This window comes from Streptomyces sp. NPDC047971 (genome assembly GCF_040653355.1).
GTDB lineage: Bacteria > Actinomycetota > Actinomycetes > Streptomycetales > Streptomycetaceae > Streptomyces.
Window position 1 is genome coordinate 25539 of record NZ_JBEZNW010000041.1, and the last position, 17717, is coordinate 43255.

The 17717-nt window shown below is 69.7% G+C and carries 15 protein-coding genes and 2 tRNA genes; 10 read left to right on the top strand and 7 right to left on the bottom strand.

The features are described 5' to 3' along the window. Positions 1–76: 76 nt before the first annotated feature. Positions 77–1471 carry an amino acid permease gene (locus AB0D99_RS29355; RefSeq protein WP_362368806.1) on the bottom strand — a complete coding sequence of 465 codons (1395 nt, stop codon included), beginning with the start codon at positions 1469–1471 and terminating at the stop codon, positions 77–79. 255 nt (positions 1472–1726) lie between these two features. Here AB0D99_RS29355 and AB0D99_RS29360 point away from each other — a divergent pair, with 255 nt between their 5' ends. After that, positions 1727–2320 carry a biotin transporter BioY gene (locus AB0D99_RS29360; protein ID WP_362368809.1) on the top strand — a complete coding sequence of 198 codons (594 nt, stop codon included), beginning with the start codon at positions 1727–1729 and terminating at the stop codon, positions 2318–2320. Between the two features lie 343 nt (positions 2321–2663). Here AB0D99_RS29360 and AB0D99_RS29365 read toward each other — a convergent pair whose 3' ends face one another. Next, positions 2664–4109 (bottom strand): amino acid permease, encoded by a 1446-nt coding sequence (locus tag AB0D99_RS29365; protein ID WP_362368812.1) that lies wholly within the window; start codon positions 4107–4109, stop codon positions 2664–2666. Between the two features lie 184 nt (positions 4110–4293). Between AB0D99_RS29365 and AB0D99_RS29370 the strand changes: the two genes are divergently transcribed. Further along, the gene (locus AB0D99_RS29370; protein ID WP_362368815.1) at positions 4294–4788 is read left to right on the top strand and encodes a ribose-5-phosphate isomerase; all 495 of its coding nucleotides are present in this window, start codon (positions 4294–4296) and stop codon (positions 4786–4788) included. Next, a complete protein-coding gene (locus tag AB0D99_RS29375) occupies positions 4788–5597 on the top strand; it encodes a DNA-formamidopyrimidine glycosylase family protein (protein ID WP_362368818.1) in 810 nt (269 codons plus the stop codon). Before AB0D99_RS29370 ends, AB0D99_RS29375 begins: the two co-directional genes overlap by 1 nt. A 103-nt stretch (positions 5598–5700) precedes the next feature. Here the strand turns inward: AB0D99_RS29375 and AB0D99_RS29380 are convergent, their stop codons facing one another. After that, on the bottom strand, positions 5701–6930 hold the full coding sequence (locus AB0D99_RS29380; RefSeq protein WP_362368821.1) for a GNAT family N-acetyltransferase: 1230 nt from the start codon (positions 6928–6930) through the stop codon (positions 5701–5703). Between the two features lie 107 nt (positions 6931–7037). Between AB0D99_RS29380 and AB0D99_RS29385 the strand changes: the two genes are divergently transcribed. Further along, entirely contained in the window at positions 7038–8183 is a 1146-nt protein-coding gene (locus AB0D99_RS29385; protein WP_362368824.1) for a PP2C family protein-serine/threonine phosphatase, read from the top strand. 139 nt (positions 8184–8322) lie between these two features. Here AB0D99_RS29385 and AB0D99_RS29390 read toward each other — a convergent pair whose 3' ends face one another. Beyond that, positions 8323–9441 (bottom strand): acyltransferase family protein, encoded by a 1119-nt coding sequence (locus tag AB0D99_RS29390; RefSeq protein WP_362368826.1) that lies wholly within the window; start codon positions 9439–9441, stop codon positions 8323–8325. 346 nt (positions 9442–9787) lie between these two features. Between AB0D99_RS29390 and AB0D99_RS29395 the strand changes: the two genes are divergently transcribed. Continuing rightward, entirely contained in the window at positions 9788–9982 is a 195-nt protein-coding gene (locus tag AB0D99_RS29395) for a hypothetical protein (RefSeq protein WP_362368829.1), read from the top strand. Positions 9983–10037: 55 nt separating this feature from the next. Here the strand turns inward: AB0D99_RS29395 and AB0D99_RS29400 are convergent, their stop codons facing one another. Further along, a complete protein-coding gene (locus AB0D99_RS29400; protein WP_362368832.1) occupies positions 10038–11609 on the bottom strand; it encodes a hypothetical protein in 1572 nt (523 codons plus the stop codon). 134 nt (positions 11610–11743) lie between these two features. Then, a tRNA-Gly gene (locus tag AB0D99_RS29405) sits at positions 11744–11817 on the bottom strand. A gap of 131 nt (positions 11818–11948) precedes the next feature. Between AB0D99_RS29405 and AB0D99_RS29410 the strand changes: the two genes are divergently transcribed. The 5 genes from AB0D99_RS29410 to clpX all read left to right on the top strand — a co-directional run bounded on the left by AB0D99_RS29410 (position 11949) and on the right by clpX (position 16592). Next, positions 11949–12025 (top strand) — tRNA-Pro (locus AB0D99_RS29410). 161 nt (positions 12026–12186) lie between these two features. Continuing rightward, the gene (gene tig / locus AB0D99_RS29415) at positions 12187–13581 is read left to right on the top strand and encodes a trigger factor (RefSeq protein WP_362368835.1); all 1395 of its coding nucleotides are present in this window, start codon (positions 12187–12189) and stop codon (positions 13579–13581) included. Positions 13582–13811: 230 nt separating this feature from the next. Further along, positions 13812–14429 (top strand): ATP-dependent Clp protease proteolytic subunit, encoded by a 618-nt coding sequence (locus AB0D99_RS29420; RefSeq protein WP_362368839.1) that lies wholly within the window; start codon positions 13812–13814, stop codon positions 14427–14429. 60 nt (positions 14430–14489) lie between these two features. Then, positions 14490–15152: an ATP-dependent Clp protease proteolytic subunit gene (locus AB0D99_RS29425; protein WP_362368842.1), complete on the top strand. Its 663-nt coding sequence runs from the start codon at positions 14490–14492 to the stop codon at positions 15150–15152. Positions 15153–15308: 156 nt separating this feature from the next. Next, complete coding sequence (gene clpX / locus AB0D99_RS29430) at positions 15309–16592, top strand: ATP-dependent Clp protease ATP-binding subunit ClpX (RefSeq protein ID WP_137989313.1); 1284 nt, start codon at positions 15309–15311, stop codon at positions 16590–16592. Positions 16593–16667: 75 nt separating this feature from the next. Here clpX and AB0D99_RS29435 read toward each other — a convergent pair whose 3' ends face one another. Next, positions 16668–17660, bottom strand: coding sequence for a hypothetical protein (locus tag AB0D99_RS29435; RefSeq protein WP_362368846.1), 993 nt, complete (start codon positions 17658–17660; stop codon positions 16668–16670). Between the last annotated feature and the right edge of the window lie 57 nt (positions 17661–17717).

Below are 17717 nucleotides of genomic sequence, written 5' to 3' on the forward strand. Positions count from 1 at the left end.
ACAGTCTGGGTGGGCGTACCGCTTACAGGGAACAGATGTCCGCTATACGGGCACCAGCTTCACACATGGTGAAGAATTACCTCCGCTTCGTGCGCGACTCGCGCACCCACGCCACCAGGAGCACGGCCCCGGTGGCGGCGCCGGACCACAGCACCTGCGGCCTCGCTCCGTCATCCGTGAGCATCAGCCCCAGCACCGCCGCCATCGCGGCCAGCGCCGTCCAGGTCAGCCAGGGGAAGCCCCACATCCTCAGCGCCAGTCTCTCCGGCGCCTCGCGCTCGATCCGGCGGCGCAGCCTCAGTTGGGAGACCGCGATCAGGGCCCAGACGAAGAGGAGCACGGCGCCGACCGCGTTGAGCATGTAGAGGAAGACCGAGTCCGGCCACTTCAGATTCAGCAGGACGGAGACGAACCCGAAGGCCACCGACGCGAGCACGGCGCGCCGCGGCACCGCCCCGCCCGAGATCTTCAGCAGCCCCTTCGGCGCCTCGCCGCGCTCGGCGAGCGAGAAGATCATCCGCGAGGAGCCGTAGAGGTTGGCGTTGAGCGCCGAGAGCAGCGCCACGAAGACCACGACGTTCATGATCTGGCCCGCCGACGGGACCCCGAGGGAGTCGAGCACGGCGACGTAGGGCGACTGGCCCGGGACGATCGAGGTCCACGGCAGCAGCGTCACGATGACCAGCATCGAGCCGACGTAGAAGAGGAGGATCCGCCACACGGCGCTGCGCACCGCGCGCGCCACGTTGCGCGCCGGGTCGTCCGACTCGGCGGCGGCGATCGTCACGACCTCCAGACCGCCGAAGGCGAAGACGACGGCCAGCACGCCGGAGACCACGCCCTCCCAGCCGTTCGGCAGGAACCCGCCCTGTCCGGTCAGGTTGGTCATCCCCACGGGGTCCGTGTCGGGGAGCCAGCCGAGGATCGCCAGCGTTCCCAGGACGAGGAAGAGGACGATCGCACCGACCTTGAGGGCGGCGAACCAGAACTCGAACTCGCCGAAGTTCTTCACCGCCGCGAGGTTGGCGACGGTGAAGACGCTCATGAAGACGAGGACCCAGCCCCACTGCGGGACCCCCGGCACCCACCCGTGGGCGATCTGCGCCGCGCCCGTCGCCTCCACCGCGAGGACCACGACCAGCAGGAACCAGTAGAGCCAGCCGACGGAGAAGCCCGCCCAGCGGCCGAGCGCCCGCTCGGCGTGGACGGAGAAGGCGCCCGACGCGGGCATGGCCGCCGACATCTCGCCGAGCATCCGCATGACCAGCATCGCGAGCGCGCCCGCGATCAGGTACGAGAGGACGATGCCGGGGCCGGCGACCGCGATGCCCGCGCCCGAGCCGACGAAGAGCCCGGCCCCGATCACCCCGCCCAGCCCGAGCATCGTCAGATGACGCTGCTTCAGACCGTGGGAGAGCGGCTCGGGTTCGGGGGCGAGGGGAGCCGGGGCGGCAGGCGGTGCGTCGTGCATGGGGGGCTCGTGCCTTCGGAAGCGTTTATGGAGAACCCACAGTCTCCCCGTTGAGCGCCCTCTGGCGCAAAATGGCCCTCTTGCCAGCTCCTCGCCGTGACAAGCGTCACGTGGCGCGAGGCGTGGATCCCGTTCTTTGTTTGATCTCGACGAACGGCCCAACCTCCCCTTTGTGGGCGGCTGATGGTGATCGAGCGTTCACTCCTCGACTACGGTCGATCCGTCCCCGTACACCCTCACCCCCGCGGAGTACCGATGAGCACCGCCGTCGCCCCTGTCCGTTCCCTCCGCTCCGGGACGGTCCTCGCCGACCTGCTGCCGTCCAGTCGCGCCCGTGACATCGCGCTCGTCGTCGGCGGCGCCGCCCTCACCGGCATCGCCGCGCAGATCGCCGTCCCCGTGCCCGGCTCGCCCGTCCCCGTCTCCGGCCAGACCTTCGCGGCCCTGCTCGTCGGCACCGCGCTCGGCGCCCGCCGCGGCTTCCTCTCCCTGGCCCTGTACGCGGTGGTCGGCATGGCCGGTGTGCCGTGGTTCGCGCAGGCGTCTTCGGGCTACGCGATGCCGTCCTTCGGCTACATCCTCGGCATGCTGCTCGCCGCCACCGTCGTCGGCGCCCTCGCGCGCCGCGGCGCCGACCGCTCCGTGCTCCGCACCGCGGGCACGATGGCGCTCGGCTCCGCGATCATCTACGCGGTCGGCGTGCCCTACCTGGCCCTCGCCACCGGCATGTCGTTCTCGCAGGCCGTCGCCGCCGGTCTGACCCCGTTCCTCATCGGCGACGCGCTCAAGGCCGCGCTCGCCATGGGCGTCCTGCCGACCGCGTGGAAGCTCATCGGCCGTAAGGGCTGACACCACCGGCGCCGACGCCGTCGGCTCCACCCGAAGAGGTTCGCCCGGTCGGCTTCGACCGGGCGAACCTCTTTCGCGTCTCCGCCCCCTGGAAGGCAGGCGCCCGGCCGAGCGCCCCCGGGCACTCCGGCACCCCCGGGCACCCCGGGCACCCCGGGCACCCCGGGCACCCCGGCACCCCGGGCGCCGGAGGGGTCTCCACGCGCGCGTGGAGCGCCGCGCGCCGGGCGGCGGTGTCGAGAGACGACGAGAGGCTCTCCGCACCCCGGGGTTTCCCGGGGTGCGGAGAGCCTCTCGCTCCTGCCCGACAGCAGCCGCCCGACAGCAGCCGTCAGGTACGGATTCAGTCCTTGGTGACGGGCTCCGGGGTCTTCCCGAAGCGGTCGCGGACCACGGCGATCGCGATCACGAGACCGGCCACCAGCAGCGACAGCAGCACCTGCTCGCGGGCGGATCCGCCGTTGTAGAGCATGTAGCCGAGGACGAAGACGATCATCGCGATGGTCGCCCAGGTCAGGTACGGGAAGAGCCACATCTTCACGAGCAGCTTCTCCGGGGCCTCCCGCAGGATGATCTTCCGCATCCGCAGCTGCGAGAAGCAGATGACCAGCCAGACGAAGAGGGCGATGGCACCGGACGCGTTCAGCAGGAAGGCGAAGACGGTGTCGGGCCACTTGTAGTTGAAGAAGACGGCGACGAAGCCGAAGATCACCGAGCCGATGATGGCGGCCTGCGGCACGCCCTTCGCGTTGACCTTGGCGAAGGCCTTCGGCGCGTCACCGCGGCGGCCGAGGGAGTAGGCCATGCGGGAGGCGGTGTAGAGGCCCGAGTTCAGGCAGGAGAGCACCGCGGTCAGGATGATCACGTTCATGATCTGGCCGGCGTGCGGGATGCCGATCGAGTTGAGCGCCGCGACGTACGAGCCGTCCTTCTGCAGCGACGGGTCGTTCCACGGCAGCAGCGAGACGACCACGAGGATCGAGCCCAGGTAGAAGATGCCGACACGCCAGATGACGCTGTTGGTGGCCTTGGCGACCGCGCGGCGCGGGTCCGACGACTCGCCGGCGGCGAGGGTGACGATCTCGCTGCCCATGAAGGAGAAGACGACCATCAGGATGCCGGTGAGGATCGCGCCGTAGCCGTTGGGCAGGAAGCCGCCGTGCTCGGTCAGGTTGCTCAGGCCGGCGGCCGAGGTGTCCGCGCCCGGCAGGACGCCGAAGATCGCGAGCCCGCCGACCACGATGAAGGCGGCGATGGCGACGACCTTGATGCCGGCGAACCAGAACTCGAACTCACCGTAGGAGGCGACCGAGCCGAGGTTGGTGACGGTCAGGACGACCATCACGATGAGCGCCCAGGCCCACTGCGGGACGGCCGGTATCCAGCCGTTGAGGATGTCCGCGCCCATGGTCGCCTCGACGGCGAGCACGACGACCCAGAAGAACCAGTACAGCCAGCCGATGGAGAAGCCCGCCCAGCGGCCCAGCGCGCGGTCGGCGTGCGCCGAGAAGGAGCCGGACGTGGGGTTGGCCACGGACATCTCGCCGAGCATCCGCATGACGAAGACCACCATGGTGCCCACGAGCGCGTAGGACAGCAGGATGCCGGGACCCGCGGCCTGGATGCCCGCCGCGGAGCCGCCGAAGAGACCGGCGCCGATGACGCCACCGATGGCGATCATCGAGAGATGCCGGTTCTTGAGACCGGCCTTGAGCCCGTCGGAGTGCTGGGAATCACCGGTGTTGCCGGTCGTCCCGCCTTCCTTCGTGAGGGTCGGCTGCGTGTTCATCAACGCTTTCCTTCGTGTGGGGGTCGCTCGGGTCGCGAGCCCGAGCATTCAACACTGGGGGGTGGGGTGATCGGAAGACCTGATTCCGATTTGTTGTGTAAGGGCCATTGGTCCATACCGACGCGGACCAAGGCCCCGACCCCGCTGACCGCTACCCAGGGCCCGCCGTGCCACACTCGGAACCATGCGCGTGTACCTCGGCTCCGACCATGCCGGCTTCGAACTCAAGAACCACCTCGTCGAGTGGCTGAAGGCCCATGGCCACGAGCCCGTCGACTGCGGTCCCCACATCTACGACGCCCTGGACGACTACCCGCCGTTCTGCCTGCGCGCCGCCGAGAAGACGGCCGCGGACCCGGACAGCCTGGGCATCGTCATCGGCGGCTCCGGCAACGGCGAGCAGATCGCGGCGAACAAGGTGAAGGGGGTGCGCGCCGCCCTCGCCTGGAGCGAGCAGACCGCCGCCCTCGGCCGCGAGCACAACAACGCCAACGTCGTCTCCATCGGCGGCCGGATGCACACCGAGGAAGAGGCGACGAAGTTCGTCGAGATCTTCCTGAGCACCCCGTACTCCGGTGACGAGCGTCACACCCGCCGGATCGACATGCTCTCCGCCTACGAGACCACCGGCGAACTCCCCGCGATCCCGGCCCACCACCCGCAGGAGCCGACCGCCTGATGCCCGAAGGGCACACGATCCACCGACTGGCCGCCGACTACCGGGAACGGTTCGGCGGCCGGTCCGTGCGGGTGACCAGCCCGCAGGGCAAGTTCACGGACTCGGCGGCGCTCCTCGACGGGGCGGTGCTCGAGACCACCGAGGCCCACGGCAAGCACCTCTTCCTCGGCTTCCCCGGGGAGGAGTGGGTCCACATCCACCTCGGCCTCTTCGGCAAGGTGAACATCGGCGCCGCCCCGCCCCCGCCGCCCACCGACACCGTGCGGCTGCGGCTCGCGAACCCCGAGGCGTACGTCGACCTGCGCGGCCCCACCACGTGCGCCCTGATCACGGACGCCGAGAAGCGGGCGATACACGACCGCCTGGGCCCGGACCCGCTCCGCGCGGACGACGACCCCGCCAAGGCGTGGAACCGCGTCTCCCGGTCCCGTACGACCATCGCCGCCCTGCTCATGGACCAGAAGGTCATCGCGGGCGTCGGGAACGTCTACCGCGCGGAGGTCCTCTTCCGGCACGGCATCGACCCGTACCGGGCGGGCAAGGACCTGACGAGCCGCGAATGGGCGGCGATCTGGACCGACCTCGTGGGGCTGATGCGCGAGGGCGTCCGCCTGAACCGCATCGACACCGTCCGCCCCGAACACACCCCCGAGGCCATGGGCCGCCCGCCGCGCGTGGACGACCACGGCGGCGAGGTCTACGTCTACCGCCGGGCGCTCCAGCCCTGCCACGTCTGCGGCGGCGAGATCCGCACGGCGGACCTGGCGGCCCGCAACCTCTTCTGGTGCCCGGACTGCCAGCAGCGCTGACCGCGCGGCGCACCGTTCCCCGGCGCGCGCCGCGGCGCACCTCCTGTCCGGCGCCCCGGCGCGCACCCCCGCCCCGGGACGTCCGCCCGCACCCGCGGGGAGGCTAGAAGCCGTGCGGCAGCCACGGCGCCACGGGCGAGCCGAACGCCACGGACGCCTCCACGAGCGCGCCCTCGCGAAGCTCCCGCACCCGCCCGGCCGCGGCGAGCGAGGTCAACGCGATCCCGCCCAGGTACGCCGCACCCAACTCCCGCACGGACAGGGCCAGATCCGCCGGATCCTCCGTCCGCACGCACACCGCCCCCTCGGTGTTCCCGGTCAACCGCCACCGCCCCTCGTTCCAGGGACAGAACGCGTCGGCGACCTCGAACACCACATCCACCCCCGCCTGATACGTCCGCGCGGCCAGCGCCGCGCCCACGTCCACCAGACGCAGATGCAGCGAGTCCCGCGTCCGCGGCGAACAGCGCCGGATGTCGCTCACCAGGTGCCGCCACGCGTCGTCCACCGGCCGGCTGTGGACCGACACCGAGGACGTCAGGTCGATCGAGCAGAGGAACCGCCACAGCGCCGCCTCCGCCGCCGGATCCAGCGCCCCCAGATCCTTCAGCTGCACCGTGCCCTCGGGCCCGCTCTGGGTCCACTCCGGCTTGATCGCGTACAGCGCGTACCCGACGACCTCCCCGTCCCGCTCCGCCAGCACGCACTGCTTCGGCGACGCCCCGCCCCGCTCGCTCTCCGGGTCGAGCAGCGGCAGCCGCTCCCACTGCGGCCTGCGGACCAGCATTCCCGGCCGGCGCGGCACCAGCCGCGCGTAGACCGCCTCGCACGCCGCGGACGCCTTCGCCGGATCGGCCTGCCGCAGCACCACCTCGTCCGTGCCGTCCGGCACGGTGAGTCGCACCCGGGTCGTGTCGATCGTCGCCCGCGTCTGATACGTGGCGATGCCGTAGCCGAAGCGTCCGTAGATCTCCGGCTCCGAGGCCGTCAGCACGGCCAGCGGCTCGCCCCCCGCCCGTACGTCGTCGAGCTGACGCCGCATCATCGCGCTGAGGATCCCGCGCCGCCGGTGCGTGGCGGCGACGCTCACCATCGTGACGCCCGCCGTCGGCACGATCGCGCCACCCGGCACGGACATCCGGAACGAGAAGGCGCCCGCCGTGCCGACACAGTTCTCGCCGTCCCAGACGCCGAGCGAGCGGTCGTATTCGGTCACGTCCCGCCAGAGCCGCCGCTCCTCCGGAGCCTCCGCGACGCCGCCGAACGCGAGCAGCAGGTTCTCGTACCAGTCGTCCCACTCCGCCGGGTCCAGCACGCGCAGTTCAGTCGTCATATGCCATCGATATCAGCGCCCACGGGACCGACGCGACCCGATTTCGCGTGCAATGTCTCAGGGGTCCCCCTGCACGAGGTCCGTACGGGTGGATAGGGTCCAGGCCAATGGGAAGTCGCGCGGGTGTCGCCTCGTACTCGGCCCGGATGCGCAGGAGCGCACACCGGGTCCGCATCGCCCTGCGCAAGTCCGGTGTCGACTACTTCCGGGGCGAGGGCTCCGACTGGGTCGCCTTCGCCGGGCTGCTGCTGACCATCCCGGCCATCACCCTCGGCACGCTCGCCGATCCGGTGTGGTGCGCGCCCGCCGCGCTCGTCCTGCCGATCGTCGCCGGGGGACTGCTGCTGCGCCCCGCGAGCCTGCTCGCGCTGTACGCGGCGGCCGCCGGAGCCCTGATCGTGGAGTCGGTCGTGCTCGGCCCCTACACACAGGGGCCGGCCCGGGTCACGCCGGGAACGGTCCTGGTGGTCGCTGCCTGCGGGCTCTTCGGTCTGCTCATCGCCCAGTTCCGGGCCCGTGTCGGCGTGCCCTGGCGGCGCGGCGGCACGATGCTCTTCGACCTGCGCGAACGCATCCGGGCCCAGAGCGCGCTTCCGCGGCTCCCGCAGGGCTGGCACCGCGAGATGGCGCTCCGCCCGGCCGGGGGCCAGTCCTTCTCCGGTGACTTCGTCGTCGCGGCCCGGACCAACGGCGGGCGGACCCTGGAGGTCCTGCTCACCGACGTCTCCGGCAAGGGCATGGACGCCGGCTCGCGCGCCCTGCTCCTGTCCGGTGCCTTCGGCGGACTGCTCGGCTCGCTGCCGCCGCACGGCTTCCTGCCGGCCGCCAACGGCTATCTGCTGCGCCAGGACTGGGACGAGGGCTTCGCCACCTCGATCCATCTGGTGCTCGACCTGGAGTCGGGCGACTACGAACTCCTCTCCGCCGGCCATCTGCCCGCGCTCCAGCTCCACGCGGGAACGGGACGCTGGGAGGAGAAGTCGGGCGAGGGGCCGCTGCTCGGTGTCTACGACGGCGCCGAGTTCCACCCGGTCAAGGGCTCCCTGCGGCCGGGCGACGTCCTGATGCTCTTCACCGACGGCCTCGTCGAGGCCGCCGACCGGGACATCGCCGAGGGCATCGACCGTCTCACCGGCGAGGCCGACCGCTACGTCGCCTCGGGCTTCGAGGGCGCGGCCTGGCACCTGATCGAAGCCTGCGCGAAGGACGTCAACGACGACCGCGCCCTGCTCCTCATCAGCCGCCGGACCTGATCCCCGCCCTCCGGCGACCCGCCCGGCGAGCGGCGCTCCCGGGAAGCGGTACGGCCCGGGGAAGCGGTACGGCCCCGGACCCTCCCGCGCCGGGGAACGTCCGGGGCCGTACGGCTCGTCGCCGACCGACGGCTTCGTGTCAGGCCCGCTTCGCGGGCGCGTCCTTGCGGAACGCCCACGCCATCTCGGGCTCCGTGACCCACTTCAACGCCTTGCGGACCAGAGGGGTGCACAGCAGGGTCATCGCCACGAGCGCGCCGAGGGTCACGACCACCCGTCCCGGTGCGGTCGCCAGCCACGGGTTGTCCTCGAAGAGACCGAGGTAGCTCAGGCCCCTGATGACGAACCCGTGCAGCACATAGCCGCAGATGGTGCCCGCGCCGAGCGTGGTGAACCAGCGTCGGCTGCCGGGGACGAGGGAGAGGAACGCCGCCGTCAGCACGAGCGTGCAGACGAAGAGGATCCCGGCGATGAACAGGCCCCGCCACACGTCGACCCCCATCTCCTGCACGCTCTGGGAGCGGTAGAACCAGCTCAGGTAGAGGGTGGGGGTCAGCCAGTAGAGGAGGGGAACGGCGGCGGCGAAGACCAGGACGGACGCGATGCGCACCGCCCGGCGCCGCAGGAACACGAAGTGCTCGGGCTTCATGCGCAGTCCGAGCACGAAGAACGGCAGGAACTGCAGCACCCGGGACATCTCCAGAGTGCCGCCGATCGCGGGAGTCACCGACGCGAGCGTGGCGATCACCAGGGACGTCGCCAGCGGCCAGCGCACGACGTGCCAGAACGGGGTGGTCAGCCGCCAGATGAACAGGGCGATCAGGAACCACATCAGATACGTGGGGTGGAGCAGGCTGATGGGCCGGAAGGTGTCCGTCCCCCACCGGGTGAAGAGCGTGTAGGCGACCTCGAAGACCACGTACGGCACGACGACGCCGGTGAGCAGGCGCTTCAGCTGGTCGGGGCGGCCCGTGAAACTGCGGGACAGATAGCCCGATACCAGTATGAACACCGGCATGTGGAAGGTGTAGACGAGCATGTACAGGCCGCGGGTGGCCCGGCTTCCCTCGATCACCGCGGGCCACACGTGCCCCATGACGACGAGCAGGATCGCGAGGTACTTCGCGTTGTCGAAGTACGGGTCGCGCGCGGTGGGTTTGCGGGTGGCCTCGCCCTCACCCCGCGTCGTCGGGACCGACCCCGCCTCCTCGCCCTCGGGCAGCGGAGTCCTTGCGCTTGTCTGTATGGCGGAGGACATTCGAGGACCCTAGCTGTGTGACACCTGTGATCAAACCATGTGGTGCATAAGGGGCATTCAGTGAGATGAGTGGCGGAATCACTTCCGGGGTTCGCCGTCATTCACGTCAAATACGGGGCAAACCATCCTTGGTTGTGCGGGTGTGGTGTATCTCTCTCTTCGGATTTCCATGGAACGTCCGCGCGACGGTCGACGTCCGGGCCGAATCTCCCGATCTTGTTCCCGACGGTTCGTCACACCGCAGCGAGGGCAGGGGGATTGGTGGCACCATGGATACAGCGGGGGGTGTTCTGTGACGCGCGCTCCCTGGCGGGCAAGGTGGGACCGACCGAGGGTGTGATCAGTTGTGGCCATTTCACTGTCTGTGGTGCTGCTGTTGGCGATCATCCTGGTGGTGCTGATCCGCGGCGGAAACCTCAAGGCCGGCCCGGCCGTGGTCGCGGTGCTCTTCGGCTTCTTCCTTGCCTCCACGGGCATGGCCGACGACATCCAGCGCTTCCTCGACTCGATAACGCAGACCGTGGGCGCCATCAAGTTCTGAACGGGCCACGGGCCCCCGCCGATCCCGGCGGGGGCCCGTGGCGGTTCCTGACCCGTCAGAAGAACGCGACGCCCTTCCAGCCCTTGGCGTGCAAGGTCACCGGAGTGCCCGTCGAGCCGTCCTCGGCGGTCGGGTGGAGCAGCAGGGCGCCCGAGCGCTCGCGGGAGACGAGGTCGCTCCGCCCGTCGCCGTTCAGGTCGCCCACGGTGACCACGGAAGGACGCTGCCGCGCCGTCCAGCCGGACGGGGAGACGGTGGTCGGCGTCCCGAGCGCCCACATCTCGGTCGTCCCGTACTCCACGGGGACGTACTGCAGCGTCCCCTCGCGGGTGTCCCGTGCCCAGAAGAACGGCATGCCCGAATCCGCGGGGCCGTCCGAGAAGTGGACGGTCTTCGAGGCCCAGCCGCTCGCCGCGAGGACGGACGGTTCGCCGACGTACGTCCCCCCGGTGTACAGGTCGAAGATCAGCAGCCGGTCGCCCTCCTTGGCCAGGAGCATCGGCTGGGTGCTCTCGCTCCGGCTGACGGCGATGTCCGTGACGCCGGACCAGTCGTAGCCGGTGATCTCCACCGGCTCGCCGAAACCGCCCGCGCCGTTGCCCGGGTAGACGAAGAGCTTCCCGTCCCGCAGCGCGACGATGTCGTTGCGGACATCGTTCGGCTCCCGGGGGCCGTACCGGTTGATCAGCCAACCCGCCCTCGCCAGGCGAGCGTTCGACCAGTTCCGGCCATCCGCGACCACCGGCGCCCGGAAGCCTCCGCCCTCCAGTCCGGAGCGCAGCGTCAGCTTCCCGTCCGCGGCGACCCCGAGGAGGTCGGCGCGGCCGTCGCTGTCGTAGTCACCGAACCGCTCGATGAACGGGTACGTGATCCGGTAGTCCGCCGACGCGCGGTCGGAGACGTTGCCGCCGCGGTCCACGGCCCGCGCCCAGATCGTCGCCGGGCCCGTGTATTCGGGGGTGACGAAGGTGGCCGTGGCGGTCCCGCCGGCCCCCACCGGCACCCGCTGGTCCGGCGCGCACCCCACCGCGGTCTGGTCCGTGCTGACGCAGAAGTGATCCGCCTCGGTCCCCTCCGGGAGGCTCAGGCGCACCGTACGCACCGTTCCGGGCGGCGCTCCGTTCGGATGCTGCTCCGTGTCCGTGAAGGCGACCGTCGGCGTCGCCGGCCTCGTCCGGTCGATGTTGAAGCCGCACGGCACGGTCCAGGCCGACGTGCCGCTCCTGCTCTCCAGCCGGGCCTGCCACCGGTAGCCCTCGCCCTCGGGCAGGCGCTCCTGGGGCACCCGCAGGGTGGCGTGGCCGCCCACGGTCGCGGGGACGGTGAGGTCGAGGAGGGGGGCGGCCTCCGGATCGGTGCCCTGCCGGAGCACGAAGCGCGCTTCCGGGTGACCCTCGGTGGCGCTCTCCCCCTGGACGCGCAGGGCGAGACTGACGTCCGTGTTGCCGATCCAGGGCAGCGCCCCGGAGGTCACGCAGCTCTCACCGGGCAGCACCTTCGGATCGGCCGGCGTGTACGGATACTCCTCCGCCGCCTGCGCCGTCCCGCCCCCCAGCAGCCCCGCCGTGCACGCCAGGGCCAGCGAGGCCGCCCCCAGCCAGGTGTTCGCTCGCGTCGTTCTCTTCATCGGTTCCCCTCCCGATCACGCAGTCGATCACTGCCGGGCGAACCTATCCGGGCCCTATGTCATCGGGCATCGGGATTTCCGGGCGCGGAAACGGCTCAGGCCCGACCCCTCGGAGGGGTCGGGCCTGAGCCGGATGGAGCGGGCGACGGGAATCGAACCCGCGTAGCTAGTTTGGAAGACTAGGGCTCTACCATTGAGCTACGCCCGCAAAGGACGCGCCGCAGGTCACGAGGACCGCGGCACGGACAGCATCGTAGCGGGTTCCGGGTGGTCCCCGCACACCCCTTCACGAGGGGGCGTCGCACTGTCTCCGTCCATGTACCCTACGTGTCGCACCGACGGGGTGTGGCGCAGCTTGGTAGCGCGTCCGCTTTGGGAGCGGAAGGCCGTGGGTTCAAATCCCGCCACCCCGACCACCAAGATCACGGAACACATGATCGCGTTGTGGGCCTCATCCCGCTTGCGGTTACTATGCAAGCTGCGTGCCCGTGTGTCTCTCTGACCGGGCCGATCAGCCGGAACCGCCACCAAGCGGCACCGGCAGAATCCAAGAATCAGCCACCAAGGAGACCGAACCGTGAAGAGCGCCGTGGAGACCCTGAACCCGACCCGGGTTCGGCTCACTGTCGAGGTGCCCTTCGAGGAGCTCAAGGACAGCCTCGACGCGGCGTACAAGAAGATCAACCAGCAGGTCACGGTCAAGGGCTTCCGCAAGGGCAAGATCCCGGCTCGTGTGATCGACCAGCGGTTCGGTCGCGGCGCGGTGCTGGAAGAGGCCGTCAACGACGCGCTCCCGAAGTTCTACACCGAGGCCGTCAACGAGGCCGAGGTCAACCCGCTGGGCCAGCCCGAGGTCGACATCACCGAGCTGAAGGACGGCGAGCTGCTGGCCTTCACCGCCGAGGTCGACATCCGCCCGACGATCGAGATCCCGGACTACTCCGGCATCGAGGTCACCGTCGACGCGGTCGAGGTCACCGACGAGGACGTCGAGAAGTCCGTGGAGCAGCTCCGCGAGCGCTTCGCCTCCACGAACCCGGTCGAGCGCGCCGCGGCCGAGGGTGACGTCGTCACCATCGACCTCGAGGCCAAGGTCGACGGCGAGGTCCTGCCCGACGGTGTCGCCCAGGGCGTCTCGTACACCATCGGTTCCGGCGAGCTCCTCGACGGCATCGACGAGGCCGTCACCGGCCTGGAGGCCGGCGGCGAGGCCACCTTCACCTCGCAGCTGAAGGGCGGCTCCGCCGAGGGCAAGGACGCCGAGGTCACCGTCAAGGTCACCGCCGTCGCCGCCCGTGAGCTCCCCGAGCTGGACGACGACTTCGCGCAGCTCGCGTCGGAGTTCGACACCCTCGACGAGCTGAAGGCCGACAGCCGCAAGCGCCTCGAGAACATGAAGCAGTTCGACCAGGCCACCCAGGCCCAGGAGCGCGTCCTCGACGAGCTGCTGAAGCTGGCGGACGTCCCGATGCCCGAGAAGCTGCTCGAGGACGAGATCAACACCCGCAAGCACAACCTGGAGCACCACCAGCTCGGCCAGATGGGCCTGACCCTCGAGAAGTACCTGGAGATCCAGGGCAAGACCGAGGAGGAGTTCCTGGCGGAGACCAAGGAGCAGGCCGAGAAGGGCATCAAGACGCAGTTCATCCTCGATGAGCTCGTCAACAAGGAGAAGCTGAACGTCAGCCAGGAGGAGCTCACCGAGCACCTCATGCGCCGCGCCGCCTCCTCCGGCATGTCCCCCGACCAGTTCGCCCAGGCCGTCGTCGAGGGTGGCCAGGTGCCGATGCTCGTCGGCGAGGTCGCCCGCGGCAAGGCCCTCGCGGTCGTCGTCGAGGCCGCCAAGGTCGTCGACACCAACGGCGAGGTCGTCGACCTCGAGGACGACGAGGACGAGACCGAGACCGCCGCCGAGGCCGTCGAGGCCGTCACCGGCGAGACCGAGGTCGCCGAGGAGAAGAACGAGGCCTGAGCCTCGCTCGAACCGCAGGTCCACGGGCCCGGACGCACTGCTGTGCGCCGGGCCCGTGCCCGTATTCCGGGCCTCGCGGGAGCGTCGGCAACCTTGCGCTCCCAGCGAACAGTTAGGGAACCGGGATGGCGTTGTCCTACCTGCGCGTTAGGGTCCATGAATACGAGGGCACTGCCCTCAGAACGAGACGCTGAGACGGCCGTCGCCGTCGGAGACGAGCAGGTGGATACGTGACGAATCTGAAGCCTTACGCCGCGGGTGAGCCGTCCATCGGTGGTGGCCTCGGCGACCATGTCTACAACCGACTGCTCGGCGAGCGCATCATCTTCCTCGGCCAGCAGGTCGACGACGAGATCGCCAACAAGATCACCGCGCAGATGCTCCTCCTGGCCGCCGAGCCGGAGAAGGACATCTACCTCTACATCAACAGCCCCGGTGGCTCCGTGACGGCCGGTATGGCCGTCTACGACACGATGCAGTTCATCCCGAACGACGTCGTCACCATCGGCATGGGCATGGCGGCCTCCATGGGCCAGTTCCTGCTCACCGCCGGTACCCCGGGCAAGCGCTTCGCGCTGCCGAACACCGACATCCTGATGCACCAGGGCTCCGCCGGCATCGGCGGCACCGCATCGGACATCAAGATCCAGGCCGAGTACCTCCTGCGCACGAAGAAGCGCATGGCCGAGATCACCGCGCACCACTCCGGCCAGACCGTCGAGACGATCATCCGCGACGGCGACCGCGACCGCTGGTTCACGGCGGACGAGGCCAAGACCTACGGCCTCATCGACGACATCATCACCCACGCCGCGGGCGTTCCCGGCGGCGGCGGCACGGGCGCCTGAGCCCGGCAGTCCGCTGAAGACCCCAGCCCACCGAACGCCACCAGGACGGTGAACATCCAGATGCAGAACAACCTCTCCCCGAGCGGCCTCTACACCGGCGCGCCGATGGACAACCGGTACGTCGTCCCGCGCTTCGTGGAGCGCACCTCGCAGGGCGTCCGCGAGTACGACCCGTACGCGAAGCTCTTCGAGGAGCGCGTGATCTTCCTCGGCGTGCAGATCGACGACGCCTCCGCCAACGACGTCATGGCGCAGCTGCTGTGCCTGGAGTCGATGGACCCGGACCGCGACATCTCGATCTACATCAACAGCCCCGGTGGCTCCTTCACCGCGCTGACGGCCATCTACGACACGATGCAGTTCGTCAAGCCGGACATCCAGACGGTCTGCATGGGCCAGGCGGCCTCCGCCGCGGCCGTGCTGCTCGCCGCCGGCACCCCCGGCAAGCGGATGGCCCTGCCGAACGCCCGTGTGCTGATCCATCAGCCGTCCGGCGGCACCGGCCGTGAGCAGCTCTCCGACCTGGAGATCGCGGCCAACGAGATCCTCCGGATGCGGACGCAGCTGGAGGAGATGCTGGCCAAGCACTCCTCGACGCCGATCGAGAAGATCCGCGACGACATCGAGCGCGACAAGATCCTGACCGCCGAGGACGCCCTCGCGTACGGCCTGGTCGACCAGATCGTCTCGACCCGCAAGAGCACGGCCGCCGCGGCAGCCTGACGCTCGACCTTCCCCTGGCACGGTCCATGTGGCCGAATCACGACCATGTGAACCGTGCCAAGGGGGGCCCGAACGGGGGGCCCGGCAAGGTACCGTCGAATATGAGGCACCAGGAGTCGCTGAACCAAGCGCTCCCAGGCGAAGGGGAAGCACCTCGTGGCACGCATCGGTGATGGCGGCGATCTGCTCAAGTGCTCGTTCTGCGGAAAGAGCCAGAAGCAGGTGAAGAAGCTCATCGCGGGACCCGGTGTGTACATCTGCGATGAGTGCATCGACCTCTGCAACGAGATCATCGAGGAAGAACTCGCGGAGACGAGCGAGGTGCGGTGGGAGGAGCTCCCCAAGCCCCGCGAGATCTACGAGTTCCTCGAGGGCTACGTCGTCGGGCAGGAGCCCGCGAAGAAGGCCCTCTCGGTCGCGGTGTACAACCACTACAAGCGCGTCCAGGCCGGCGAGAACGGCGGCGGCGCGGGGCGTGACGACGCCATCGAGCTGGCGAAGTCCAACATTCTGCTGCTGGGCCCCACGGGCTCCGGCAAGACGCTCCTGGCCCAGACGCTCGCCCGCATGCTCAACGTCCCGTTCGCCATCGCCGACGCGACGGCGCTGACGGAGGCGGGCTACGTCGGCGAGGACGTCGAGAACATCCTGCTCAAGCTGATCCAGGCGGCCGACTACGACGTCAAGAAGGCCGAGACCGGGATCATCTACATCGACGAGATCGACAAGGTCGCCCGTAAGAGCGAAAACCCGTCGATCACGCGCGACGTGAGCGGTGAGGGCGTGCAGCAGGCGCTCCTCAAGATCCTGGAGGGCACCACCGCCTCCGTGCCGCCGCAGGGCGGCCGGAAGCACCCGCACCAGGAGTTCATCCAGATCGACACGACGAACGTGCTCTTCATCGTGGGCGGCGCCTTCGCCGGCCTGGAGAAGATCATCGAGTCGCGTGCGGGCGCCAAGGGCATCGGCTTCGGGGCGACGATCCGCTCCAAGCGCGAGATCGAGGCCAGCGACCAGTTCCAGGAGGTCATGCCGGAGGACCTGGTGAAGTTCGGGATGATCCCGGAGTTCATCGGCCGTCTGCCCGTGATCACCTCCGTGCACAACCTCGACCGCGAGGCCCTGCTGAAGATCCTCGTCGAGCCGCGCAACGCGCTGGTGAAGCAGTACCAGCGCCTCTTCGAACTCGACGGCGTGGAGCTGGACTTCGACCGCCCGGCCCTGGAGGCCATCGCCGACCAGGCGATCCTGCGCGGCACGGGCGCGCGTGGCCTGCGGGCCATCATGGAAGAGGTCCTGATGTCGGTGATGTACGAGGTCCCGTCCCGCAAGGACGTGGCCCGCGTGGTCATCACGGCGGACGTCGTCCACAACAACGTGAACCCGACGCTGGTGCCGCGGATCGTCAAGAACGACGGGCGCCACGAGAAGTCGGCGTAGCACGAGAACAGACAGGGGCGCCCGGCCGGTTGACGACAACCGGCCGGGCGCCCCTAGTGTGTGCGGTCCCGCGGATCAGACCTTGGAGCGCGACGCCTTGTACTGCGCGGCGGCCACTCCGGCGACCTCGTCGAGCGTCGGCGACTTGCCGAGCAGCGCACCGGCGTTGTCCAGAACGCTGACCACGCCGTAGGTGCTGTAGTCGGCCCAGATACAGGTGGGGATCTGGAACTCCTTCGGGCCCTTCTGGGGGGTGCCGTCTCCGGCCGGGTTCGAGAACTTGAGGTACTGGCACTTCATCAGTGCCCCCTCGAAGCCGTCGGGCGTCTTCTCCTCGGGGGTCCCGACGGGCTCCAGCTTGAGGCCCTCCCCGTCGAGCTCCTTGTTCTCCTTCTTGGAGTAGTTGGCGAAGCCGCCGTCGATGGCCTTCTCCGGGTCGGCGATCTCACCCCATGTTCCGTTCAGGTTCATGGTCTTGGCCTTCAACGGGTCACTGGAGTCCCCGGCGGTGTACTCGGCCGCGACCATCTGAGGGTTCGTGACCCCGAGCCCCTTGGCGTTCTCCTTCTGCTTGTCCGTCATGGGGATCGGCTTGGGGGCGCCCTTGATCTTGTACTCGCCGACCGTCGAGGCCGGGGTCACCTTGTAGCCCTTGGTGTCGTCGGCCACCGCACCGTTGCCGCCGCCACCGCCGAGCACGAAGTACGCGCCGACACCGATCGCGGCGACGACGGCCACCGCGCCGATGATCAGGCCCGTCTTCTTGCCGCCGCCCCGGACCGGCGGCGGGGGCGGCATGTAGCCGCCGGGGGCCTGGCCGTACGGGGGCTGCTGAGGAGGCTGGCCGTAGGGACCGGGCTGCTGGGGCTGGCCGTAAGGGCCCGGCTGCTGCTGCGGGTAACCGTAGGGCTGCTGCGGCGGCACGCCCTGGGGTGCCTGCTGCGGGTACCCGTAGCCGGGCTGCGGCGCTTGCGGCGGCTGACCGTACGGCCCGGGCTGGCCCGGCTGACCGTAAGGCCCGGGCTGCTGAGGCTGACCGCCGTACGGGCCCGGCTGGTTGTAGCTCATGGACAGGTTCCCCTCACAGGATGTTTATGCGTAGCAGACAGCATCCTCGCGGAAGCC